Genomic DNA, 20,319 nt, shown 5'->3' with positions numbered 1-20,319 from the left:
AGCATTTCGGGTTGGGCCTGTAGCTCAGTTGGTTAGAGCCGACCGCTCATAACGGTCTGGTCGTAGGTTCGAGTCCTACCGGGCCCACCATTTCCTCCAAATTTTGCATTTCTGCGCCACTTTTGTAGCCAGCCATTTGCCTATTGTTCGAATTGAATAGGGCCGGCTGCCTTGAATGTTTTCACCATGATACCTGATGGAAGTTGCAGGCTTGTGACCAGTTCTAACTGGCATGGTGGGGTGCCTTCGGCGAAGAATTTTTTGCCGGTGCCCAGCAAAATTGGGTAGGTGATCAAGGTGATTTCATCGGCAAGTTCATTGGCTAGTAATGTGGGTGTGAGTGAAGAACTGCCCCAACAAATAAGGTCCGGACCATTGCTCGTTTTGAGCGCCTGCACTGCATTCACCACATCAGCGCTGATGGCTTTTGCTGGCCCCCATGTCAAACTTTCCGGGCGATGGGTGACCACATGTTTGGTGACCTTGTTGAAAGTCGCGGCAAAGTCATTTTGCTGCTTTGGCCAATAGGCGGCCCAAATGTCATATACGCCGCGCCCTAAAAGCAGTTCGAACGGTTCTCGATGGGCTTTAAAGATGACGTCCCCGAGGGAGGGATCGCTGAACCGGGTGGACCAGCCGCCAAATTGGAAGTCGCCCGAACGATCTTCATCTGCGCTGCCGGGAGACTGGATAACGCCATCTAGGCTGATATGTTCGATGATCTTGATTTTGCACATGATGTTGTCCAACAAATTTGGATGAGATGTTATCTGTAGGCCGAAGGTTTGGGCAATAAATTTGAGAAATTAGGGAAATGCAAACGCCATCTCTGGCATATGCGGATTGAGGCTGCAATAATGCAGGCGGCGGCATAATATTGCCAACGTTGAAAGTGGAGGACCGGCCAATGATGATCACAGATGTTGAAGACTTCTTCACCAAAGGGTGTGGCCGTTGCGACAAGTTCAATACCCCCAATTGCGTGACGCGGACATGGATTGATGGGTTGAACCATCTGCGCCGGATTTGCCAAGATATGGCGCTGGAAGAGCATGTGAAATGGGCGCACCCTTGTTACATGCACAATGATCGAAACATTGTGTTGTTCGGAGCGCTGCGAAACGATTTTCGCCTATCTTTTTTTAATGCCGGGCTGTTGAAGGACCCTGAGGGTGTGTTGGTGCCAAATGGGCCCAATTCACAAACGCCGAGTGTGATTAAATTCACGGCAAATGAACAGGTGGCTGAGCTGGAGCCGACCATTCGGGCCTATATTTCAGAACTGATGGATGCGGCTGAAAAAGGGTTGAAACCGCCAAAGGTTGAGCGTGAAATTGATTTGCCGGAAGAGATGATTGATGCGCTGGATAGCGATCCGGAATTGGCGGAGGCTTTTCATAATCTGACGCCGGGGCGGCAGAAGAGTTATGCGATCAATTTGAACGGCGCGAAAAAATCTGAAACGCGGATCAATCGGATCGCGAAATTTCGCGATCACATCATTGCGGGCAAAGGCGCGATGGAACGCTAAAAGCGTTTGATCAACTCATATTGGCTGACGGTTTTTTGCGCGCCCAAATGGGTGAGAAAGCTGATGGTTTCTGCATCCGATGTGTCGATGTTGATGAAGGCGAGTTTGGGTTTGTTGATGGCAGTTGCTGCATTGTGCAGAAGTGCCCGGCCAACATGTTTGCGTCGATGGTTTTTAGTAACCGCCAATTGATAGATCGCGCCGCTTGGGGCAACGGCGATGTAGCCAATCAGTTGCTCTGCTTGAAATGCGGCGATGCAGGTTGCATCCGGCGCTGCGGCGACCGCAAAATCCTCATTCTGCCAAGAAGGCATCACATCACGCAGCGCTTCAGTGTGCGGGGCAATGGTTGCCCAGTCCACTTTTTTGATTTCACACTCTGATTCCGCCCAATCGCCTATCTCCATGACAAAGCAGTCAAATTCGCGATGAATCTCATGGCCCTGTTTTTGATATAGCCCCAAGGCGCGTTGGTTGCTGGTGAGGCATTCAAACTGGAGGAGTTTAAAACCAGCCTTGATGATTTCTGCCTCAGAGCGGGCGGCGATTTGCTTGGCCAAACCTTTGCCGCGATCTGCGATGCGGGTGCCGCTGGCGATCAGATGGGCGCGGTGATCATGGGTGCCGATAAACCAAAAGGCGAGCACTTGTTTGCCATCAAAAGCGATGGAGGAGAGTGCCGGATCAAATTGCCGTTGGGTCAGCATGCCCATGAATTGATCCAGCGTTGGCTGCAACGGAATGTCATAATCAGAAAAAGCGTCCAGCATGGCAGCATGTAGCGCCTGCGGGTCAATATCTCGCGCATTTCTGATTTCAATCGACATTAAAGTTCCTCCATTTTCCACCAGACTAATCCTGAAATCAGGATGAAGAAAAGAGGAACAAAATAGGTCATTTCAATCGACAAAAACAATCCTCCAAATGTGGCGATGGAACCGCCCAGCAGGATGGCAAGGGATTGGCCGGAGAAAATGACTGAGGTGGCGAAGCCCATGCGCTCAGGCGCGCATTTTTGGGCATAGGCAATGCCTACGCCAAGGGCTGATGCCGGGATGAACGCATAAAGCGCTTGCAGGGCGACCACTTGCTCCAATGTTTGCACGAACGGGAACAAGCCGAAATGCAACATAGCGGCGGCAAAGCCAATGCCCAACACGGATTTGCGGTTCCAACGTTTTGCCAAATAGATGCAAAGCGCGGTTGCGGGGACTTCAACAACTGGCGTTGCGGCGAAGGCAATGGTTAGGTCCACCGGGTCTTTTGAGATGTTCGCGTCAATGAAAAGTGCCAAATTTGCGAGGCGCACAATATCGCCAGACAAGACCAGCGCGACAAACAGAGCGATATAGAGCAAATTGCGTGGCACATCGCGCCAACGCAACCAGCTAAAACGGTCACCTTTTTCCTTAGGTTTGGTGATTACAACGCGGGCAAAGAGCCAAATGGCGACCCCCATGATCACATAGCCAACAGCCTGAATGAGGAAGATATCGCGATAAGTTAGGCCGTAGGTAAGCAACAGGCCAGCGATGGCCGGGCCGACCACCCAGCCTGCGATAAAGCCGATGCGCAGCTCGCCGCTTTCCGTTGCTTTGTCTCCAAATCTCTGGGTTTCACGCTCCTGTGCCCAAGCGAAAAACTGGGCGTTGGCGGCTGACATAAAGGGAATTGCGATGCAGACCAGAATGAGCACGAACCAAGCGGTGGTGGCAACAGCGGTGAGCACATAGCTGATCGCCAACACCATGAAGCCAACCGTGATGATGATGCGCCGTTCGCCCATACGGTCGGAAAAGTCGCCGATTATGGGTAATACGAACAGCGAGATGACGGCTGGGACGGCGAAGGATAGCCCGTTTTCAAAGGTAGAGCCGCCCAAGGTTTGGGTGACAAATAGCGCGCGAATGGGGAAGGAAAGCACCCCGATTGCGGCGGTCAAGAACAGATAGAGAAAAAGCGGCGCAGCAGATCTCCGCGCCGGTGACAGCGATATAAGGGACATAGAAATACTGGTGCTAGAGGAACAGGTGTTCTTCTAATATCAGTATTTAAAATGGTCTGCAAATGGTGTTAAAAAACTTGCTGTAAAAAGTTGCGCAGTTGTTTTTCCTTAATATCTTCTGCAGTTTTCAACTTCAGATGGCGTCGAAATTTGCCTTTGCCTTCCAAATGTCCGTTCGGGTCAACAAGGTCTGCGCCTTTTGAAAATTCAAAAGAGGCATGGTCTTCATAAAAAAATAGACCGCCCACGGCAGTTTTTGGATCGCCCGCCACGGCCTCGATCAGCGTGCCGCCATATTTGCTGGTGAAGCCAGCATCAGGGCAAATGTCTAAAATCAGCTCATTCACTTTTTCGGTGATGGCAGTTTTGATGTCTGGGGTCATTTTATTTTCTCACTGGTGAGGCAATTTCAACAAGGCAACCGTTCAGGTCTTTTACGTAAGACACAGTTTGGTTCCAGGGCTTTTCTTCCGGCGGCAAAAGTGGTGTTGCGCCATTGTTGATGGCGTGGCTGTAGGCGGTTGCCACATTCTCGCACACCAAGCAAATTTCCCAGCCTGCGCTGAGATTGTCTTTCCGGTTTGGCGCGACGGCTAGGCCGGATAATTCAGCAGCTTCTTCGCCCGCAAAGGTGAGGGCTGTATCGCCAGTTTCCATTTCAGCATAGAGATTGCTCTCGTGAATGAAGCGCCTAGAGAGGCCAAATGCTTGTTCGTAAAATGCGACCGTTTCTAGCACGTTTTTCACATAGATGATGGTGTAGCCAAATTTCATTTTGTTCTCCGATTTGCCGGCAGACATTAGCGTGCTGCTTGGTGTTCGGATTGAACAAATCGGACCTGCTGAGGTGAATAATTTAGATAACGGGTAGGCCCGGCAAAGATAGGTTCACTGGGATGCGGCTTGGTGAAAAGCCGCCGAACTTTTGGAACGCGCGGATCATATGGGCTTGATCTGCATAACCGCATTCTGCCGCGATTTCGGCGTTTGAAAGATCTGTTTTTTGCACGAGATTGAGTGCGCGATGAAATTGGACAATGCGGGCATAAAGCTTTGCGGAAAGGCCCACCATATTGCGGAAGGTGCGCAAGATGTGGCGGGGTGAATGATCCGTATTCTGTGCCAATTGATTGATGCTGATTTGGCCGCCGCTAACATGGATTAAATCGATCAGATTGTGGACCAGATGCCGATCATTATCGGTATTTTGCAGTGGTGGCAGAGCCAAAAGGGCGGTATGGATATCGCTGTTGGGCTGCAAGTTTTGCAGCAACTTTGCAAGGTAAGGCAAATGGGCGATTGCCGCTTCGCCTTGTAAAATACGATCTTGCGCAGTGCCCAATTTTGCACCCCAAAGGGTGCGGGCGTTCGCGGGATAGATCCGCAATCCTGCCCAGCCATCGCCGGGCATATATTCTACATGATATGGCGATGTGGCTGGCCCGGTGATGATGGGCGTAAGGTTTGTCGGTTGATTTTGCTGATCTAAGGTGAAGCGCAAAATAATGTCGCAGCACCCATCGGGTAAAATGATGGCTTCGCCTTTTTGATTTGCAATAAAAGACCAATGCGCCGCCGTTTGTCGACGCGACTTTGGCGTGACCAATTGTTCATTGTAGCCGATGGGTAGTTGCATATACGGATTTGGACTTAAGACGCGATGCTAGACGGATAGCCCGCCTTGTCCAAGGCCGCCAGAATGTCATCATTAGCCGCTGTTGATGTCACGTCAATTTTGTTGGCGCTTAAATCAACCTTCACGTCTGCGGTGCCGTCAATTTCTCCAATTGCTTTCCGCACGGTGGCTTCGCAATGTCCGCAAGTCATGTCTGGTACGTTAAACTTTGTCATTGAGGATCGTCCTTTCATGTTTATTCTTGCTCAATAACCCTTCCATTTACTGGAAGGTCAAGCAGTAGTTTTTTAAATCTTCCATGTTGACCTTACAGCAGCTGTAAGCCGCATCAATATGATTTTGCGCGGAATGGCGAGGCGGATTTATGAGTGACTCGGACAAGCAGAAACAACTGATTGAAGAGCAAATTCAGGTTTGCAAAATTGAATTGGTGGAGCTGCAAAAAACATGTTGCTTGAACAAGCGCGGTGAAAAGATGACGGGCTTGATCGAAGAAGTGGAGCGACTGGGGCGTGATCAATTGGCGCTGGAAACTATGGCGCCCGACGATGCCGCGGCTTTTATTGTGCAGCTTGAAGCGGTGGGTGCAAAATTGGGGACGCTTTATGCGACTTGTTGCACGCCAACCCGCGAGCCGATTTATGCGGCGATGTTTAAGGCCTTGTCCAAAATCCACCTCCGTTTGCTGCGATTGCAGCATGGTCGATAGGTGACGTACAGAGACTAAATTGCCGGGAACAGATTGGTGCGTTTTACTTCGCCGTAGGCAAAGCTGGTTTCAATGCCAGCAACACCGGGAATGCGGTGGATGGATTGGCGGGTGAAGCGTTCATAGTCTTCCAGGCTGGCGACGATCACACGCAAGAGGTAGTCCCAATCGCCTGTCATCAAGTGGGCTTCTAAGATTTCATCGATGTTTTTGATGGCGGTTTCGAATGCGCTGACGCCTTGTTCTGTGTGGTGCTGCAATTTGATGCGGACGAACACGGTGACGGGGAGGCCGTAGCGTTTTTGATCGACGATGGCGCTGTAGCCGCGAATGATGCCCTGCTGCTCTAGATTGCGCAGACGACGCAGGCAGGGCGAGGGGGAAAGGTTGACCCGTTCGGCCAGTTCCTGATTGGTCAGTCGACCGTCGCGCTGCAGTTCGCGAATGATTCTTTGATCAATTTTGTCCATAAAATCGCTATTCATTGGCATAATATTGCTAAAATATATCATTTCGGGGTCAAGTTTGCCAGAACATTGCGCGGCATTTCTTTTATTCTTTTGGGTAAGAGAGGACCTTTCGGTCCGCCACAGCAATTGGAGGTGCGCGACATGACCCACAATAATAAAAATCAAGGTTTTGCTACTAAAGCCATTCACCATGCCTATGACCCGCAAGATGAGGGTGGTGCGCTTACACCTCCTCTGCACTTGACCTCGACCTTCGCCTTTCCAACAGCGGAGCATGGCGGGGAAATTTTTGCTGGTGATCGTGAGGGCCATGTTTATTCGCGCATCTCCAACCCCACCAATGATTTGCTGGAACAGCGCATGGCGGTGCTGGAAGGTGCGGAAGCCGCGCTGGCCAATGCGTCAGGCATGGGCTCAGTGACCTCCGCGCTTTGGACCTTTGTGGCGCCGGGCGATGAGATCATTGTCGACACGACGCTTTATGGCTGCACCTTCGCCTATATGCGCCACGGGCTGCAGAAGTTTGGCGTCGAGATCACCCATGTGGATATGACCGACCCGCAAAATGTGGCCAAGGCGATCAGCGGCAAAACCAAAGTGGTTTATTTCGAAACTCCGGCCAATCCGAATATGCGCCTAGTGGATATTGAAGCGGTGAGCGCCATCGCGCATGAATTTGATGCCAAGGTGATTGTCGACAACACTTATTCAACGCCTTACCTGACCCGCCCGATTGAACATGGTGCGGATTTGGTGCTGCATTCGGCCACCAAATATTTGGGCGGCCATGGAGATGTGATCGCCGGGCTGATTGCGGGCCGTAAAGAAGATATTGATCAAATTCGTCTGGTGGGCATGAAGGATATGACCGGAGCGGTAATGGCGCCGTTCAACGCGATGCTGATTATGCGTGGGTTGAAAACCTTGCAATTGCGCATGGACCGCCATTGTGCGAGCGCGATGGAAATTGCCCAGCGTTTGGAACAGCACCCGATGATTTCCAAAGTTTATTTCCCCGGCTTGCCGAGCTTTGAGCAGCATGAGCTGGCGAAAAAGCAAATGGCCGATTTTGGGGGTATGATTGCTTTTGAGCTGATTGGCGGTATGCACGCCGGTATTTCTACCATGAATCGTTTGGATATGATCCAGCGGGCGGTGAGCCTTGGGGATGCGGAAACCTTGATCCAGCACCCGGCGTCCATGACCCATTCAACCTACACGCCAGAAGAGCGTGCAGAGCATGGCATTTCTGAAGGGTTGGTGCGCTTGTCTGTCGGCCTTGAAGAGGTTGAAGACATCTGGGCCGATTTGGAGCAGGCTTTGCCAGCAGCAAAAGCGCAGGTTGCGTAAGCAAGATCAGAGGGAGTGGGGCGATGAGCAAGAAAATAGAGCAGCTGAAAGAGCTGGAAGGGCAGATTTTGTGGTTGGCGTGCTGGATGGTGCATCATGCCAACCATATCCGCCCGAAAGGTGACCAGCAGATCAAGATTGGCGGACATCAGGCGTCGTCTGCCTCGATCGTGTCGATCATGACTGCGCTCTATTTTAGTGTGCTTAAGCCCGAAGATCGGGTGGCGGTGAAGCCGCATGCCTCGCCCATATTCCATGCGATCCAATATTTGATGGGCAATCAAGAGTTGGACCGGATGAAGAATTTCCGTGGCTTTGGCGGGGTGCAATCTTACCCCAGCCGCACCAAGGATATTGATGATGTGGATTTCTCCACTGGGTCCGTTGGGTTGGGCGTCGGCATCACGGCCTTTGCCTCGATGATTCAGGATTATATCCAGCACAAAAAATGGGCCGCTGAAAAGCCAATGGGCAAAATGTTGGCGCTGGTGGGCGATGCGGAAATGGATGAAGGCAATATTTTTGAATGCCTTCAAGAAGGCTGGAAACATGATCTGCGCAATGTGTGGTGGATCATCGATTATAACCGCCAAAGCCTGGATGGGGTGATCCGCGAAGGCTTGTGGAAGCGGCTGGAGCCGATTTTTGAAGCGTTTGGCTGGGAGGTTGTGCGCCTGAAATATGGCGTGAAGCAGCGCGCTGCGTTTGAGCAACCCGGCGGCGACAAGCTGAAAGAGTGGATCGATAACTGCCCGAACCAGCTTTATTCGGCGCTGACCTATCAGGGCGGTAAAGCGTGGCGTGCCCGTTTGCTGGATGAGATTGGCGACCAAGGCGATGTGACCAAGCTGATTGAAAGCTATTCCGACGACGAATTGGCCGAGCTGATGAACAATCTGGGCGGCCAGTGCGTGGAAAGCTTGGTGGAAGCTTTTGAGAGCATTGATCATGATCGGCCAACCGTATTCATCTCCTACACCATTAAGGGTTGGAGCACGCCTTTGGCGGGGCATAAGGACAATCATGGTGGGTTGATGACGCCAACCCAGATGGATGAATTTAAGCGCCAGATGGGTGTGGCCGATGGCGAAGAATGGGAAAAATTCTCACTTGTGAAGGACGCGGCGGCAGCCCAGAAATTCTTGGATCAGGTGCCGTTTTTTGCTAAAGGCACGCGCCGCTTTTCTGCGCCTTCGGTTGAGGTGGGGGCGCCCGTTGAATTGGCTGATCGGGAGATTGCCAGTCAAGCCGGATTTGGCAAGATTTTGGATGAGATTGCCAAGAATAACCCAACCTTGTCGGAGCGGATTGTGACCACATCGCCCGATGTGACGGTGACGACCAATTTGAGCGGGTGGGTGAACCGCAAGGGCCTGTTTGCCCGCAATGAACTCAATGACGAGTTTAAGGATCAACGAATTCCGTCAGCGCAGAAATGGGCGTTTTCGCCTGATGGCCAACATATTGAGCTGGGCATTGCCGAGATGAATTTGTTCTTGCTGCTGGGCGCGGCGGGGCTGTCTCACTCTGTGTTTGGCGAGCGCTTGCTGCCCATTGGTGCGGTTTATGATCCGTTTGTGGCGCGGGGGTTGGATGCGCTCAATTATGCCTGTTATCAGGATAGCCGCTTTATGATTGTGGGCACGCCCTCGGGCGTGACGCTGGCCCCGGAAGGTGGTGCACACCAATCCATCGGCACGCAATTGATCGGCATGAGCCAAGATGGGCTGGCCGCGTTTGAGCCTGCCTATGTGGATGAATTATCGGCCATTATGCATTGGGCCTTCGACTATATGCAGCGCGATGGCGAGGGCGATCCGGACGAGCGCACATGGCTGCGCGATGAAACGGGCGGCTCGGTCTATCTGCGCCTGTCGACCAACCCGATTGAGCAACCGCAATGGCGCAAGGATGACGCGTTCAAGCAGGGCGTGATCGACGGGGCTTATTGGATGCGTGAGCCTGGGTCAAATGCAGAGATTGTGATTGCCTATCAAGGCGTGGTGGCGCCAGAAGTGATCGAAGCCGCCGGCCGTATCGGCGAAGATCGCCGCGACATTGGCGTGCTGGCTTGCACCTCAGCCGACCGGCTGAACGCGGGTTGGACCGCAGCGCAACGGGCACGGCGGCGCGGGCAGGCCAATGCGCAATCGCATATAGATCGGCTGTTGGCGCAATTGCCACCTCATTGCACAATCATCACCGTGACAGACGGGCATCCGGCCACGTTGGGCTGGCTGGGCGCTGTGGCTGGCCATCGCACCGTGCCGCTAGGTGTGGAGCATTTTGGGCAAACGGGGACGATTGCTGATCTCTATGCTCATTATGGCATCAATGCCGATGCGATTGTGAGCGTGGCGCAAAATATTGTGCGGGGGCGTCCGGTACGGCATTTGCGAGAAGTCGTTTAAGCACATTCGGGACTTGGAAAATTTGAGGTGGGGCTTTATGACTAAAGCCTCACCTTTTTTGTCTCTATTTGTCCCAAAGAGTGCATGATGAAACGTTCTCGCATTAATGAAATTATGGCTGAAGCCGATGAGATGATCCGGTCTTTTGGCTTTGTGTTACCGCCGTTCGCTTATTGGACACCAGAAGAATTTAAGGCCAATGCTGGCAAGGCGCGGGCATTGATCGATGCGCGGTGTGGTTGGGATATTACCGATTATGGTGCGGGCCGTTTTGATGAAATGGGCCTGTTTTTGTTCACCCTGCGCAATGGCCGCTTGGCGGACCTGCAGCGCGGTGGCGGCATGTGTTATGCGGAAAAGCTGCTGATTTCCCGGCAGGACCAGCTTTCGCCCATGCACACCCATGTGATCAAAGCCGAAGATATCATCAATCGCGGCGGCGCGACCATGGTGATCGAACTGTTCGGCTCCGACGACGAGGGCAATTTTGCCGAAGATCGCGGCGGTGTGGTGTTGTGTGATGGCATTGAACGGCCTTTTGAGCCGGGCGAAAAGCTGAAATTTGCACCGGGCGAAAGCGTTACCCTGATGCCGGGCGATTGGCATGCCTTTTGGGGCGAGGGCGGCGATGTGCTGATTGGCGAAGTGTCGACCGTTAATGATGATGAGACGGACAATATTTTCCGCGAGTCGATTGGGCGGTTTGCTGAGATTGAAGAAGATGAAGCGCCAACGCATTTGCTCGTGAGTGATTATCGGGGTTATTTGGGGTAACTCAAAACGCATAACGCCGATGATTTGCCATGTGGAGAAACCGGTCTGGATTCCCGCCTGCGCGGGAATGACCGGGTGCTTTGTGGTGAGGCACCTGCGACTCCCGCCGTCACCCCAAGACTTGATCTTGGGGTCCATTTCACGTCGGCTGCGGCGCAGGGGCGATGGGATTGGACGGACAGTTCTCAGTACAAATGCTTTAGGTGTCGGGCCGTTGCCCTCAAATGGATTGCAAGATCAAGTCTTGCAATGACGTGGGTGGGTTTTGTGAAAGTGGTGCCGATTACCAGTCGTTTGTTCGGAATTTGATAAACTCTCTTGCACATTCCCGGCCTTGAGCCGGGATCAAAGGTGGTCCCGGATCAGGTCCGGGACGGCCATGAGGCGGCTATAGCGGGACACTAAAAAACCGTCGATTTTACCCGTGCGATATGGGCGCGCATTTCGGCTTTGGCGCCTTCGACATCTTTGTTTTTGATGGCGTCCAAAATCTTGCGGTGGCCTTCGAGTGAAATCACTTGGCGTTCGCGGTTGTCGTAGATTTTGGTTTTTGGGGGGAGAAGCGAGCGGTTGATGTTTTGGGCCAGTTCGTAAAGGGTGGCATTGCCGGTTGCGGCGGCTAGGGTTTCGTGGAACTCGTGGTCGAGCTTTCGAAGCTCAATACCGTCTGTCGTTTGCCCTTGCTTTTCCAAGATCGATTCCAGCATTTCAATATGCCGTGCTTCACCCATTTCAGCGGCGAGGGCGGCGAGTTGCGGCTCCATGATTTCGCGCAGTTGGAAGATTTCCAGAGCGCGGCGGGAACCGGTGTTGGTGGAAACGGCGAGGGTGCGCATCAAATCGCCGCGGGTGGCGGATTGGATGTAGTTGCCGCTGCCTTGGCGGGCGGCGAGCACGCCTTTTTCCTGTAAAACACGGATCGCTTCACGCAGGGAATGGCGGGAAACATTGAAGATTTCGGCCAATTGCCGTTCCGGCGGTAGGGTATCTCCCGGGCCGAGATTTTTCTCTTCAATCATGACGCGAATTTTTGCGATCACCGCTTCATAAGCGCGTTCTGGCGCTGGTTTTTGGGCGGTTTCCTGCATGTCGGGCTTTGGTGAGCTTGCCAAATTATTCCCCGCTTTCAATTGGTTTTTATGATTTTTAGCGCAAATGGGATGAAATGCAATGTTTGCATGTGCTTAATTCACAATCGGAAAGAGCGAAACCGCAATTAGCCCCCCAAAATCATATATTTGCCGTGTTGACGCAGCCTGTATTGCTGTCAATATTGGTGCAACCAATTGATTGAATCAAGCATAATTGCGGCGGCAGGGAGGCTAGGCGTGCAAGCATTTACAACTCGACCGGAAATTCGGGGTGATTTTGGCGTTGTGGCCAGCACCCACTGGATTGCCAGTGCCGTTGGCATGGCTGTGCTGGAACGTGGCGGCAATGCATTTGATGCCGCCGTGGCCACTGGATTTACCTTGCAAGTGGTGGAGCCGCATCTAAACGGGCCGGGCGGTGAAGTGCCGATGATTATCGCCAAGGCAGGTGAAGCGCCGCAGGTGGTGTGCGGGCAAGGTGTGGCGCCGGAAAAGGCGACCATTGCCCATTATCGCAATGAAGGCTTTGAAATTATGCCCGGCTCGGGCCTTTTGTCTGCGGTTGTGCCGGGGGCGTTTGACGCGTGGATGATGGTGCTGCGCGATTATGGCACCATGAGCGTGGAAGATGTGTTGAGCTATGCCATTCATTATGCGGAGGCGGGGATTCCGCTGGTGCCCAATATTGTGGGCACGATTGGTAAGGTGAAAGATCTATTCACGGAGCATTGGAAAAGCTCTGCCGCCATCTATTTGCCAAACGGCAAGATGCCGGGTTTGAGCGGCAAATTTGCCAACCCGCAATTGGCGGCGACCTATCGGCGGATAGTTGAGGAATCGAAGGCGGTGAGCGGGCGTGAGGCGCAAATTGATAAGGCGCGGGACGCTTGGTATCGCGGTTTTGTGGCTGAAACCATTGGCGATTTCTTTGCCAATAATGAATTGATGGATACTTCTGGCAGTCCACACAAGGGTGTGTTGACTGCTGATGATATGGCCAATTGGCAGGCCAGCTATGAGGCACCACTTAGCTATGATTATGGTGGCTATGAAGTGCTGAAGGCGGAGCCGTGGACGCAGGGACCAGCGCTGTTGCAGCAATTGGCTTTGCTCAAGGGGTTTGATCTGGATGCGTTGGATGAGCGCGATCCGCAATTTGTGCATTTGGTGACCGAAGCCAGCAAGTTGGCCTTTGCTGACCGCGAGGCATATTATGGCGATCCGGACTTTGTTGATGTGCCCATGGATGTGTTGCTGAGCGACAGCTACAATGATGCGCGGCGGCAATTGATTGGGGATATGGCCGCCATGCGCGCAACGGCAGGGCAAATTGGCGACAGTGAGCCCTTCACGATTGATCGGCCAAAAGGGCAAACCCAAGAAGGGCGCAACAATACCAACATGGGCGAGCCGACGGTGGCCAAGTTTGACCATCAGGAGTTGGGCGAGAAAGGTAGCGTAAAGGGCGATACCTGCCATCTGGATATTATCGATCGTTGGGGCAATATGGTGACCGCCACGCCAAGTGGTGGCTGGCTGCAAAGTTCGCCTGTTGTGGAGGGCTTGGGCTTTTGCCTGACCAATCGGGCGCAAATGTATTGGCTGGATGAAAAAGCGCCGAGTGCCTTGGCGCCAAAGCGGCGGCCGCGGACAACGCTCTCAGTCAATATGGCTTTGAAGGATGGCAAGCCGGAGCTGATTTTCGGCACGCCGGGTGGGGACCAGCAGGACCAATGGTCGCTGCATTTCTTCCTACGCCATGTGCATTTTGGCCTGAATTTGCAGGAAAATATTGATGCGCCGGGATTCTTCACAAACCATTTCACCTCGAGTTTTTATCCACGTGAGGCGGATGCGGGGCATTTGGAAGTGGAAACGCGCTTCGGGCAAAAAACCATTGAGTTTTTGCGGGCGAAAGGTCACCAAGTTATTGCTGAAAGTGACTGGTCAATTGGCCGGATGACTGCGGCACAAACCAGCGGTGGCTTTTTGCGGGCGGCGGCCAACCCGCGGCAAATGCAAGGCTATGCCGTTGGGCGTTGATCACAGGGTGAAAAGACGCAAATTCACGGTGGCCTTTGCGGCTTTTTGATGCCATGGTGCGGCCATCGGTGGGATTTAGTGCAAATCCAATCAAGGGACAGTTTTAAAATTGGCAGAAAAGTATGATGTAGCCATTGTTGGCGCAGGCATTGCGGCGGCAGGCATCGGTGCGCAATTGGCGCTGCGTGGGTTGAAAATTGTTCTGCTCGAATCAGAAGATCGGCCAGGGGTGCACAGCACGGGCCGTTCAGCTGCGATTTTCGTGCAAAATTATGGCAATGACACCATCCGAGCGTTGAGCCGGGCGTCGTTCCGCTATTTCCAAAATCCGCCTAAGGATATTTTTGATTATTCCGTTTTGGGTGATCGCGGCATTTTGTTTGTGGCCAATGAGGCGCATAAGCCGCATTTGGATGAATTGCTGGATGCGGGTGAGGGGCTGGTGCCCATCAGCGTGGAGCAGGCAATTGAAATGGTGCCGCTGCTCGATAAAGATCAGTTGGTGGCTGCGGCACATGAGCCAAATGCGAAAGATTTAGACGTTGCAGCGTTGCACCAAGGCTGGCTGAAACAGATCAAGAAACATGGCGGTGAGGTGCGAACGGATAGCGAGGTGCTGTCTGGCTCAAACCAATCTGGCCATTGGGTGTTGGAAACAAAATCCGGCTCTGTGGAGGCCGATAAAATCGTCAATGCCGCTGGTGCATGGGGCGATGTGGTGGCGGAACGCTGCGGCGTGCGCCCGGTAGGGTTGCAGCCTAAACGCCGTTCCATCGGTGTGTTGGCGTCACCCATGCCAGGGCAATCCATGCATTGGCCAATGCTGATTGATGCTGGGGAAACCTGGTATATGAAGCCTGACGCGGGGCAGTTTTTGGTGTCGCCAGCGGATGAAGATCTGGTCGAGCCACATGATGTCTTTGTGGACGATATGGTGTTGGCTGAGGGGCTGTTTCGCTTTGAAGAGATGATGAATTTTGAAGTGACACGGCTGGAGCATAGCTGGGCCGGGCTGCGCGTGTTTCCGCCTGATGGCACGCCCATTTCTGGCTATTCAGCGGACCAAAACGGCTTTTTCTGGCTTGCAGGGCAAGGTGGATATGGCATTCAAACGTCGGCTGCCCTGTCGGAATTGGCGGCTTGCCAATTGATGGAAATTGATTTGCCTGAATTTGCAGAGCAATGGCTGGTGGACAGTTTGTCCCCAGCACGATTTGAACACTAAAAGGAAGAAAAAATGAGCATTAAACGCATTGAACCCGGTTCACGCATGAGCCAAGCTGTTATCTTTGAAAATATGGTCTATCTGGCTGGCCAAGTGGGCACGCCTGCTGCAAGCATTGAAGAGCAAACCAAAAGCATCTTGGATAAGATTGACCGTTTGTTGGCGGAATCTGGGACGTCAAAATCAAATGTGTTGAAGGCTGAAATCTGGCTTTCAGACATGAAGCATTTCAATGAAATGAATGCGGTTTGGGATGCGTGGATTGATCCGGCCAACCCACCTGCGCGCGCTTGCGGGGAAAGCAAGTTGGCGACACCTGATTTTGATGTAGAGATCATGATCACCGCTGCTAAAGTTTAGCAAAAATAGGGCTGCCAATGCGTTTTACGCATTTGTTTATGCAAAAGGGTCAATTGGCAGCCCGGTTTGTTTGCGGTATGACTTGCTTTAAGTTTTAAATAATGCGCGTTGCGCACAACCTTCAGGCATAAGGTTTTAGGGGAACAGCATGGCAGAGATCGAACGCGAAGCGATGGAATATGATGTGGTGATTATTGGCGCAGGGCCCGCAGGGCTTTCGGCGGCCATTCGCATCAAGCAAAAAGCGGGCGACGATGTTTCTGTTGTGGTGCTGGAAAAAGGCTCTGAAGTTGGCGCGCACATTCTGTCTGGCGCGATTTTGGATGTGTCCGGCCTAAATGAATTAATCCCTGATTGGCAGGAAAAAGACGCGCCGATCAAAACGGCGGTCGGCACAGACGAGTTTCATGTGTTTTCTGAGACAGGCAAAAACACCATCCCTCACGCTTTTATGCCGCCGCTTTTGAGCAATAAGGGCTGCTATATCGTTTCTATGGGCAATGTATGCCGTTGGTTGGCAGAGCAGGCTGAAGCGATTGGCGTTGAGGTGTTCCCGGGCTTTGCCGCGTCTGAACTTGTTTATGGTGAAAATGGCGAAGTGGCTGGCGTTGTGGCCGGCGAATTTGGCCTGAATCCGGATGGTACGCCGGGGCCGAACTATGAGCCGGGCATGGAATTGCGCGGCAAATATGTCTTTTTCTCAGAAGGTGCGCGCGGGTCTCTGTCGCAGCAATTGATTGAGAAATTTGATTTGGCGAAAGATGCCGACCATCAAAAATATGGTCTGGGCATGAAAGAAATTTGGGAGATTGATCCCGCCAAGCACAAGCTTGGGCATGTGGAACACTCTATGGGTTGGCCGCTGGACAAGGACGCGGGCGGTGGCTCCTTTATCTATCATTTGGAAGATAATCAGGTTTATGTCGGGTTTGTGGTGCATCTGGATTACAAAAATCCGCACCTGTTCCCTTATGGTGAATTCCAAAAATTCAAGCATCATCCGCATGTGGCTGAGCTGCTGAAAGGTGGTCGCCGTACCGCTTATGGCGCGCGGGTTATTTCTGGCGGTGGCGTTCAATCTTTGCCGAAAATGGTGTTCCCGGGTGGGGCGCTTTTGGGATGCGCTGCGGGCACGCTCAATTTTGCACGGCTTAAGGGCAATCATAATGCGATGCTTTCTGGCATTGCGGCTGCTGACGCGGTGGTTGAGGCTTTGGCGGCTGGGCGCGCGGGCGACGAGTTGACTGCCTACGAAACCGAAGTGCGGACCGGCCCGATTTTCAAAGACATCGACAAAGTGCGCAATGTGAAACCGCTGGCCAAAAAAGGGCCTTTGGGTGTGATGCTTTCTGGCATGGATATGTGGTGGGCGTCTTTGTTCGGCAAGCCGCTTTTGGGTACGCAATGTCATGGTGTTTCTGATGCAGAAGCCACGGGCAAAGCAGCGGATTATCCTAAATTGACCTATCCGAAACCGGATGGAGAATTGAGCTTTGATCGGCTGACCAATGTGAGCTTTTCGTTCACCAACCACGCGGAAGAGCAGCCTTGCCATTTGAAGCTTAAAGACCCGTCAGTGCCAATTGAAAAAACACTGCCGGAATATGATGAGCCATCACAACGCTATTGCCCGGCTGGGGTTTATGAAGTGGTTGAGCAAAATGACGGGTCTGGCTCGAAATTTGTAATCAACGCGCAAAACTGCGTTCACTGCAAAACCTGTGACATCAAAGACCCAGCCCGCAATATTGTGTGGACCACCCCGCAAGGCGGTGAGGGGCCGAATTATCCGAATATGTAGGATTTCTGCCTCTCAAATTCTATTCGGAGTGGCTGAGAATTTGATCAGCAACAGCAAAGACCTCAGCTCTTGTCATGCCGTGTTTTATTAGCGGGTTGTTATGAAAACTCCATAGCATCCAATCAAATTCACTAGGGCGCCTGCGCTGATTTGAATGGTCAAGGATGGAGTTGTGTTTTTTGTTGCGTTTATTGAGCCCAAAGGCTTCAAATATGCTGGAGTTAAAACACTTTCCAAAGTTTGCTTCAGTCTGAATGTATATAAACACATTGACAATTTCTGTGCCTTTTGGCGTCATTTTTCTAACTGTTTTGCAATATGGCGTGCCCTTGGTTATCGAATCTTCGAATTCTTTAATTTGGTTCATGAGCGCAGGTTTGCTTAGGGACTGAACGTTGCGATATATTATCACCCTTAATTCTTCAATGTTGCCTACATTAACAACTATTATTCCGTTGGCGCTGGAATGCGGTTTGTTTTTATCTAGTAGGAATTCGATAAATTCTTCGGCGCTAAATACTTTGATTTGTCGATCCTTGAGTGGTGATCGAGGCTGAAAATGACGACTTAGAACGCTCAAGCCCGCTACATAACCTAAAACGTCCTCTATATTTGGTGTAATTGATTTTTGTGGAATTGGGACTAGCTTTGGGGGCAATAAATCTGCTTTGAATTTGACAATCCGCTTCTTGTTATCGTCTGCCGGGTTAAGAGCGTATTCTAGATACTTCTCCAAGAAAATGTTTGCCACTTGATTGTTTGCTTCTTCGCTTTTTGCCCATTGGGGTAAAAGAAATATATTTATAGAAAACAGAGCTAATAGAAACATTCTTTGGGCCCTATGCGGTGAAGGTAGCCTCATATCTGTAAATTTCCTGATGGCGATAGATCATTGGTTAGCGGTGTACGAACACGATAGGAAAGTTTTGTTCGGTTGTCCAAAAAGTAGCAGAGGCTATTTTAAAGAGTGCCGGACGGCGCACCGCAAGGAGTGAGGGCTGATTGAATTGGATATGCAGGTTGAGCGTTCTGCCCAATGAATTCTTGCTGTGTCGTGTAACTTAAAAATGGCATTGCCTGCCAAAACACACCCACGTCATTACCGGACTTGATCCGGTAATCTATTTGTGGCTGGCCGAGTGGCGAAGTTTTGGCACGCGGAAACGGGCATTGGTCAAAGCCACAGCCTTGTTCGCCAAAAAGCGAATGCTACATGGACCACCGGGTCAAGCCCGGTGGTGACGAAGGAGAGTGGGGCGCGTCGGCGTTGGGTGATCGCGGTCGCTGCGGTAAGGCTCGAAATGGTGGCTAAAAGGTCACCATTTTTATTTCTGAGCCTTGGAAATGGCCAATTGGTCAAAATTTTCCATCATATATCTTGCCAAATCTAAATCCGGCTGACAGATTTTCAGGCATACTGATTTCTGGCCTCACGCGCGATTTGCGCCTCTCAGGCGATCCAGAACTAAATGATCGAAGGATTTAGCTGTGGCACAAATGGAAAATGCCCAGGGCACGGGCAATATGTGGTTAGAAGAGGCGCGCGCGACGTTTAAGTTGGCGTGGCCATTGGTGTTGGCACAATTGGCGCAAATTGGGTTGAGCACATCAGATGTGATTATGATGGGCTGGTTGGGGCCAGAATTTTTGGGTGCGGGCGCGTTGGCGCACTCTTTCATGTTCTTCTTTTTGATTTTTGGCATGGGGCTGGTGACGGCGGTTTCTCCTATGATGGCGAAAGCCATTGGCGAGGGCGATGAAGTCTCTGTGCGCCGCACTGTGAGGCAGGGTTTTTGGGTGTGTATTGCATTCAGCACCCTCGTTATTCCCTTGATGCTGCAAATTGATCATATCTTTTTGTTGCTAGGACAAGAGCCGGATATTGCAGCCTTGGCTGAGACCTATGCGCGTGTCGGGGCATTCCAGTTTTATCCCTTCCTGCTGTTTGCAGTGATGCGTTCGTTCTTGGCGGCCCACAATATTACCTTGGTTGTTCTGCTTGCGACATTGGTGGGCATCGTACTCAACATCATTGGCAATTATGGCTTGATGTTCGGTAATTTTGGCTTGCCGCGTTTAGAGCTTTTGGGGGCGGGCATCTCGACAGTGATTGTGCATAGTGCAACTTTCTTGTTTGCGCTGATCTATGCGCTCGCGCTCAAACGGTTCAAAGATTACAATTTGTTGCAACGGTTTTGGAAGCCAGATTGGCAGCGTTTCTTTGAAGTCATTCGTGTGGGTGTGCCCATCGGCTTTATGTTGATGGCAGAAGTTGGCATGTTCTCTGTTGCAGCCTTTATGATGGGCTGGTTGAGCAAGCCTGAACTGGCCGCACATGCGATTGCGCTGCAAATCACGGCGATTTCATTCATGGTGCCGCTTGGCATTAGCCAAGCAACGACAGTTCGCGTTGGCATTTGCCACGGGCGGCGTTCACCCATCGGGGTGATGATTTCCGGCTGGACCAGCATTGCCATGGGCGTTGGCTTTATGGTGTTCACTTGCATGTTGTATATCTTGTTCCCGGGCTTTTTTGTTCAGTTCTTCTTGAATCCGGCTGATCCGGAGAATGTGGCCGCGTTCAATTTTGCGGTGACCTACATCATGATTGCAGGCGTCTTCCAATTGGTGGATGGCGGGCAGGTGATGGCCGCCGCTTCCTTGCGTGGGCTCTCTGATACAAAGGTGCCAATGGCGATTGCTCTATTTGGCTATTGGGTCGTGGGCATTCCTGTCGGTTATCTGCTTGGCTTCGTGTTTGAATGGCGCGGCATTGGTGTTTGGGCCGGCATGGCATTGGGCTTGGCCGTTGTGGCGGTTTTGCTGACTATTCGGTTCTCGCAACGGGATCGGCTTGGCCTTGTGCGCTATGGATAGGTGCAGTCAATCATCCGTTATTTGGATGAGATCTCA

20 protein-coding genes and 1 tRNA gene are annotated in these 20,319 nt (G+C 51.9%); 11 read left to right on the top strand and 10 right to left on the bottom strand.

What is annotated here, in order from left to right:
• Nucleotides 1–13: 13 nt before the first annotated feature.
• Nucleotides 14–90, top strand: a tRNA-Ile gene (locus ATL17_RS04235).
• A gap of 50 nt (nt 91–140) precedes the next feature.
• On the opposite strand, the gene ATL17_RS04230 is transcribed toward ATL17_RS04235, so the two are convergent.
• A complete protein-coding gene (locus ATL17_RS04230) occupies nt 141–737 on the bottom strand; it encodes a dihydrofolate reductase family protein (protein WP_133571509.1) in 597 nt (198 codons plus the stop codon).
• Between the two features lie 170 nt (nt 738–907).
• Here ATL17_RS04230 and ATL17_RS04225 point away from each other — a divergent pair, with 170 nt between their 5' ends.
• Nucleotides 908–1,531: a YdeI/OmpD-associated family protein gene (locus tag ATL17_RS04225; protein WP_342775920.1), complete on the top strand. Its 624-nt coding sequence runs from the start codon at nt 908–910 to the stop codon at nt 1,529–1,531.
• On the opposite strand, the gene ATL17_RS04220 is transcribed toward ATL17_RS04225, so the two are convergent.
• The 6 genes from ATL17_RS04220 to ATL17_RS04195 form a co-directional block, all read right to left on the bottom strand.
• Nucleotides 1,528–2,358 carry a GNAT family N-acetyltransferase gene (locus tag ATL17_RS04220; protein WP_133571508.1) on the bottom strand — a complete coding sequence of 277 codons (831 nt, stop codon included), beginning with the start codon at nt 2,356–2,358 and terminating at the stop codon, nt 1,528–1,530. The genes ATL17_RS04225 and ATL17_RS04220 overlap by 4 nt on opposite strands.
• Complete coding sequence (locus ATL17_RS04215; RefSeq protein WP_133571507.1) at nt 2,358–3,536, bottom strand: MFS transporter; 1,179 nt, start codon at nt 3,534–3,536, stop codon at nt 2,358–2,360. The genes ATL17_RS04220 and ATL17_RS04215 overlap by 1 nt, the downstream gene beginning before the upstream one ends.
• Before the next feature lie 68 nt (nt 3,537–3,604).
• Complete coding sequence (locus ATL17_RS04210) at nt 3,605–3,919, bottom strand: DUF1801 domain-containing protein (RefSeq protein WP_133571506.1); 315 nt, start codon at nt 3,917–3,919, stop codon at nt 3,605–3,607.
• 1 nt (nt 3,920) lies between these two features.
• Nucleotides 3,921–4,310, bottom strand: a complete 390-nt coding sequence (locus tag ATL17_RS04205) for a VOC family protein (protein ID WP_133572190.1) — start codon at nt 4,308–4,310, stop codon at nt 3,921–3,923.
• An 82-nt stretch (nt 4,311–4,392) separates the two neighbouring features.
• A complete protein-coding gene (locus ATL17_RS04200) occupies nt 4,393–5,172 on the bottom strand; it encodes a helix-turn-helix transcriptional regulator (protein WP_133571505.1) in 780 nt (259 codons plus the stop codon).
• 14 nt (nt 5,173–5,186) lie between these two features.
• Entirely contained in the window at nt 5,187–5,387 is a 201-nt protein-coding gene (locus ATL17_RS04195; RefSeq protein ID WP_133571504.1) for a heavy-metal-associated domain-containing protein, read from the bottom strand.
• Between the two features lie 149 nt (nt 5,388–5,536).
• On the opposite strand from ATL17_RS04195, the gene ATL17_RS04190 reads away from it, so the two are divergent.
• The gene (locus ATL17_RS04190; protein WP_133571503.1) at nt 5,537–5,881 is read left to right on the top strand and encodes a hypothetical protein; all 345 of its coding nucleotides are present in this window, start codon (nt 5,537–5,539) and stop codon (nt 5,879–5,881) included.
• Between the two features lie 14 nt (nt 5,882–5,895).
• Here the strand turns inward: ATL17_RS04190 and ATL17_RS04185 are convergent, their stop codons facing one another.
• Nucleotides 5,896–6,351: an Lrp/AsnC family transcriptional regulator gene (locus ATL17_RS04185; RefSeq protein ID WP_133571502.1), complete on the bottom strand. Its 456-nt coding sequence runs from the start codon at nt 6,349–6,351 to the stop codon at nt 5,896–5,898.
• Nucleotides 6,352–6,492: 141 nt separating this feature from the next.
• Here ATL17_RS04185 and ATL17_RS04180 point away from each other — a divergent pair, with 141 nt between their 5' ends.
• The 3 genes from ATL17_RS04180 to ATL17_RS04170 all read left to right on the top strand — a co-directional run bounded on the left by ATL17_RS04180 (nt 6,493) and on the right by ATL17_RS04170 (nt 10,886).
• Nucleotides 6,493–7,701 carry a methionine gamma-lyase gene (locus tag ATL17_RS04180; RefSeq protein WP_133571501.1) on the top strand — a complete coding sequence of 403 codons (1,209 nt, stop codon included), beginning with the start codon at nt 6,493–6,495 and terminating at the stop codon, nt 7,699–7,701.
• Nucleotides 7,702–7,724: 23 nt separating this feature from the next.
• Nucleotides 7,725–10,112 (top strand): 1-deoxy-D-xylulose-5-phosphate synthase N-terminal domain-containing protein, encoded by a 2,388-nt coding sequence (locus tag ATL17_RS04175; RefSeq protein WP_133571500.1) that lies wholly within the window; start codon nt 7,725–7,727, stop codon nt 10,110–10,112.
• An 87-nt stretch (nt 10,113–10,199) separates the two neighbouring features.
• On the top strand, nt 10,200–10,886 hold the full coding sequence (locus tag ATL17_RS04170) for a D-lyxose/D-mannose family sugar isomerase (protein ID WP_133572189.1): 687 nt from the start codon (nt 10,200–10,202) through the stop codon (nt 10,884–10,886).
• Nucleotides 10,887–11,287: 401 nt separating this feature from the next.
• On the opposite strand, the gene ATL17_RS04165 is transcribed toward ATL17_RS04170, so the two are convergent.
• The gene (locus ATL17_RS04165) at nt 11,288–11,998 is read right to left on the bottom strand and encodes a FadR/GntR family transcriptional regulator (protein ID WP_133571499.1); all 711 of its coding nucleotides are present in this window, start codon (nt 11,996–11,998) and stop codon (nt 11,288–11,290) included.
• A gap of 216 nt (nt 11,999–12,214) precedes the next feature.
• Here ATL17_RS04165 and ATL17_RS04160 point away from each other — a divergent pair, with 216 nt between their 5' ends.
• From ATL17_RS04160 to ATL17_RS04145, 4 genes are all read left to right on the top strand, one after another.
• Nucleotides 12,215–14,020 carry a gamma-glutamyltransferase family protein gene (locus ATL17_RS04160; protein WP_246028626.1) on the top strand — a complete coding sequence of 602 codons (1,806 nt, stop codon included), beginning with the start codon at nt 12,215–12,217 and terminating at the stop codon, nt 14,018–14,020.
• A 109-nt stretch (nt 14,021–14,129) separates the two neighbouring features.
• Complete coding sequence (locus ATL17_RS04155) at nt 14,130–15,245, top strand: NAD(P)/FAD-dependent oxidoreductase (RefSeq protein ID WP_133571498.1); 1,116 nt, start codon at nt 14,130–14,132, stop codon at nt 15,243–15,245.
• A gap of 12 nt (nt 15,246–15,257) precedes the next feature.
• Nucleotides 15,258–15,605: a RidA family protein gene (locus tag ATL17_RS04150; RefSeq protein ID WP_027834478.1), complete on the top strand. Its 348-nt coding sequence runs from the start codon at nt 15,258–15,260 to the stop codon at nt 15,603–15,605.
• 148 nt (nt 15,606–15,753) lie between these two features.
• Nucleotides 15,754–17,406 (top strand): electron transfer flavoprotein-ubiquinone oxidoreductase, encoded by a 1,653-nt coding sequence (locus ATL17_RS04145; protein ID WP_133571497.1) that lies wholly within the window; start codon nt 15,754–15,756, stop codon nt 17,404–17,406.
• Nucleotides 17,407–17,425: 19 nt separating this feature from the next.
• Here the strand turns inward: ATL17_RS04145 and ATL17_RS04140 are convergent, their stop codons facing one another.
• Nucleotides 17,426–18,235 (bottom strand): hypothetical protein, encoded by an 810-nt coding sequence (locus tag ATL17_RS04140; RefSeq protein WP_133571496.1) that lies wholly within the window; start codon nt 18,233–18,235, stop codon nt 17,426–17,428.
• Between the two features lie 668 nt (nt 18,236–18,903).
• On the opposite strand from ATL17_RS04140, the gene ATL17_RS04135 reads away from it, so the two are divergent.
• A complete protein-coding gene (locus ATL17_RS04135) occupies nt 18,904–20,283 on the top strand; it encodes an MATE family efflux transporter (RefSeq protein WP_133572187.1) in 1,380 nt (459 codons plus the stop codon).
• The last annotated feature ends 36 nt before the right edge of the window (nt 20,284–20,319 follow it).

The sequence above is a fragment of the Maritalea mobilis genome, assembly GCF_004363175.1.
GTDB lineage: Bacteria > Pseudomonadota > Alphaproteobacteria > Rhizobiales > Devosiaceae > Maritalea > Maritalea mobilis.
The sequence above is the reverse complement of the archived record's forward strand: the minus strand, read 5'-3'. Positions and strand labels throughout refer to the sequence as shown.

What these genes read in the sequence shown, in the direction of transcription:
- ATL17_RS04215 (WP_133571507.1), bottom strand. Translation starts at nt 3,536, where the DNA reads ATGTCCCTTATATCGCTGTCACCGGCGCGGAGATCTGCTGCGCCGCTT.
- ATL17_RS04185 (WP_133571502.1), bottom strand. Translation starts at nt 6,351, where the DNA reads ATGGACAAAATTGATCAAAGAATCATTCGCGAACTGCAGCGCGACGGT.
- ATL17_RS04190 (WP_133571503.1), top strand. Translation starts at nt 5,537, where the DNA reads ATGAGTGACTCGGACAAGCAGAAACAACTGATTGAAGAGCAAATTCAG.
- ATL17_RS04170 (WP_133572189.1), top strand. Translation starts at nt 10,200, where the DNA reads ATGAAACGTTCTCGCATTAATGAAATTATGGCTGAAGCCGATGAGATG.
- ATL17_RS04135 (WP_133572187.1), top strand. Translation starts at nt 18,904, where the DNA reads ATGGAAAATGCCCAGGGCACGGGCAATATGTGGTTAGAAGAGGCGCGC.
- ATL17_RS04175 (WP_133571500.1), top strand. Translation starts at nt 7,725, where the DNA reads ATGAGCAAGAAAATAGAGCAGCTGAAAGAGCTGGAAGGGCAGATTTTG.
- ATL17_RS04140 (WP_133571496.1), bottom strand. Translation starts at nt 18,235, where the DNA reads ATGTTTCTATTAGCTCTGTTTTCTATAAATATATTTCTTTTACCCCAA.
- ATL17_RS04200 (WP_133571505.1), bottom strand. Translation starts at nt 5,172, where the DNA reads ATGCAACTACCCATCGGCTACAATGAACAATTGGTCACGCCAAAGTCG.
- ATL17_RS04225 (WP_342775920.1), top strand. Translation starts at nt 908, where the DNA reads ATGATGATCACAGATGTTGAAGACTTCTTCACCAAAGGGTGTGGCCGT.
- ATL17_RS04220 (WP_133571508.1), bottom strand. Translation starts at nt 2,358, where the DNA reads ATGTCGATTGAAATCAGAAATGCGCGAGATATTGACCCGCAGGCGCTA.
- ATL17_RS04230 (WP_133571509.1), bottom strand. Translation starts at nt 737, where the DNA reads ATGTGCAAAATCAAGATCATCGAACATATCAGCCTAGATGGCGTTATC.
- ATL17_RS04145 (WP_133571497.1), top strand. Translation starts at nt 15,754, where the DNA reads ATGGCAGAGATCGAACGCGAAGCGATGGAATATGATGTGGTGATTATT.
- ATL17_RS04180 (WP_133571501.1), top strand. Translation starts at nt 6,493, where the DNA reads ATGACCCACAATAATAAAAATCAAGGTTTTGCTACTAAAGCCATTCAC.
- ATL17_RS04210 (WP_133571506.1), bottom strand. Translation starts at nt 3,919, where the DNA reads ATGACCCCAGACATCAAAACTGCCATCACCGAAAAAGTGAATGAGCTG.
- ATL17_RS04150 (WP_027834478.1), top strand. Translation starts at nt 15,258, where the DNA reads ATGAGCATTAAACGCATTGAACCCGGTTCACGCATGAGCCAAGCTGTT.
- ATL17_RS04195 (WP_133571504.1), bottom strand. Translation starts at nt 5,387, where the DNA reads ATGACAAAGTTTAACGTACCAGACATGACTTGCGGACATTGCGAAGCC.
- ATL17_RS04205 (WP_133572190.1), bottom strand. Translation starts at nt 4,310, where the DNA reads ATGAAATTTGGCTACACCATCATCTATGTGAAAAACGTGCTAGAAACG.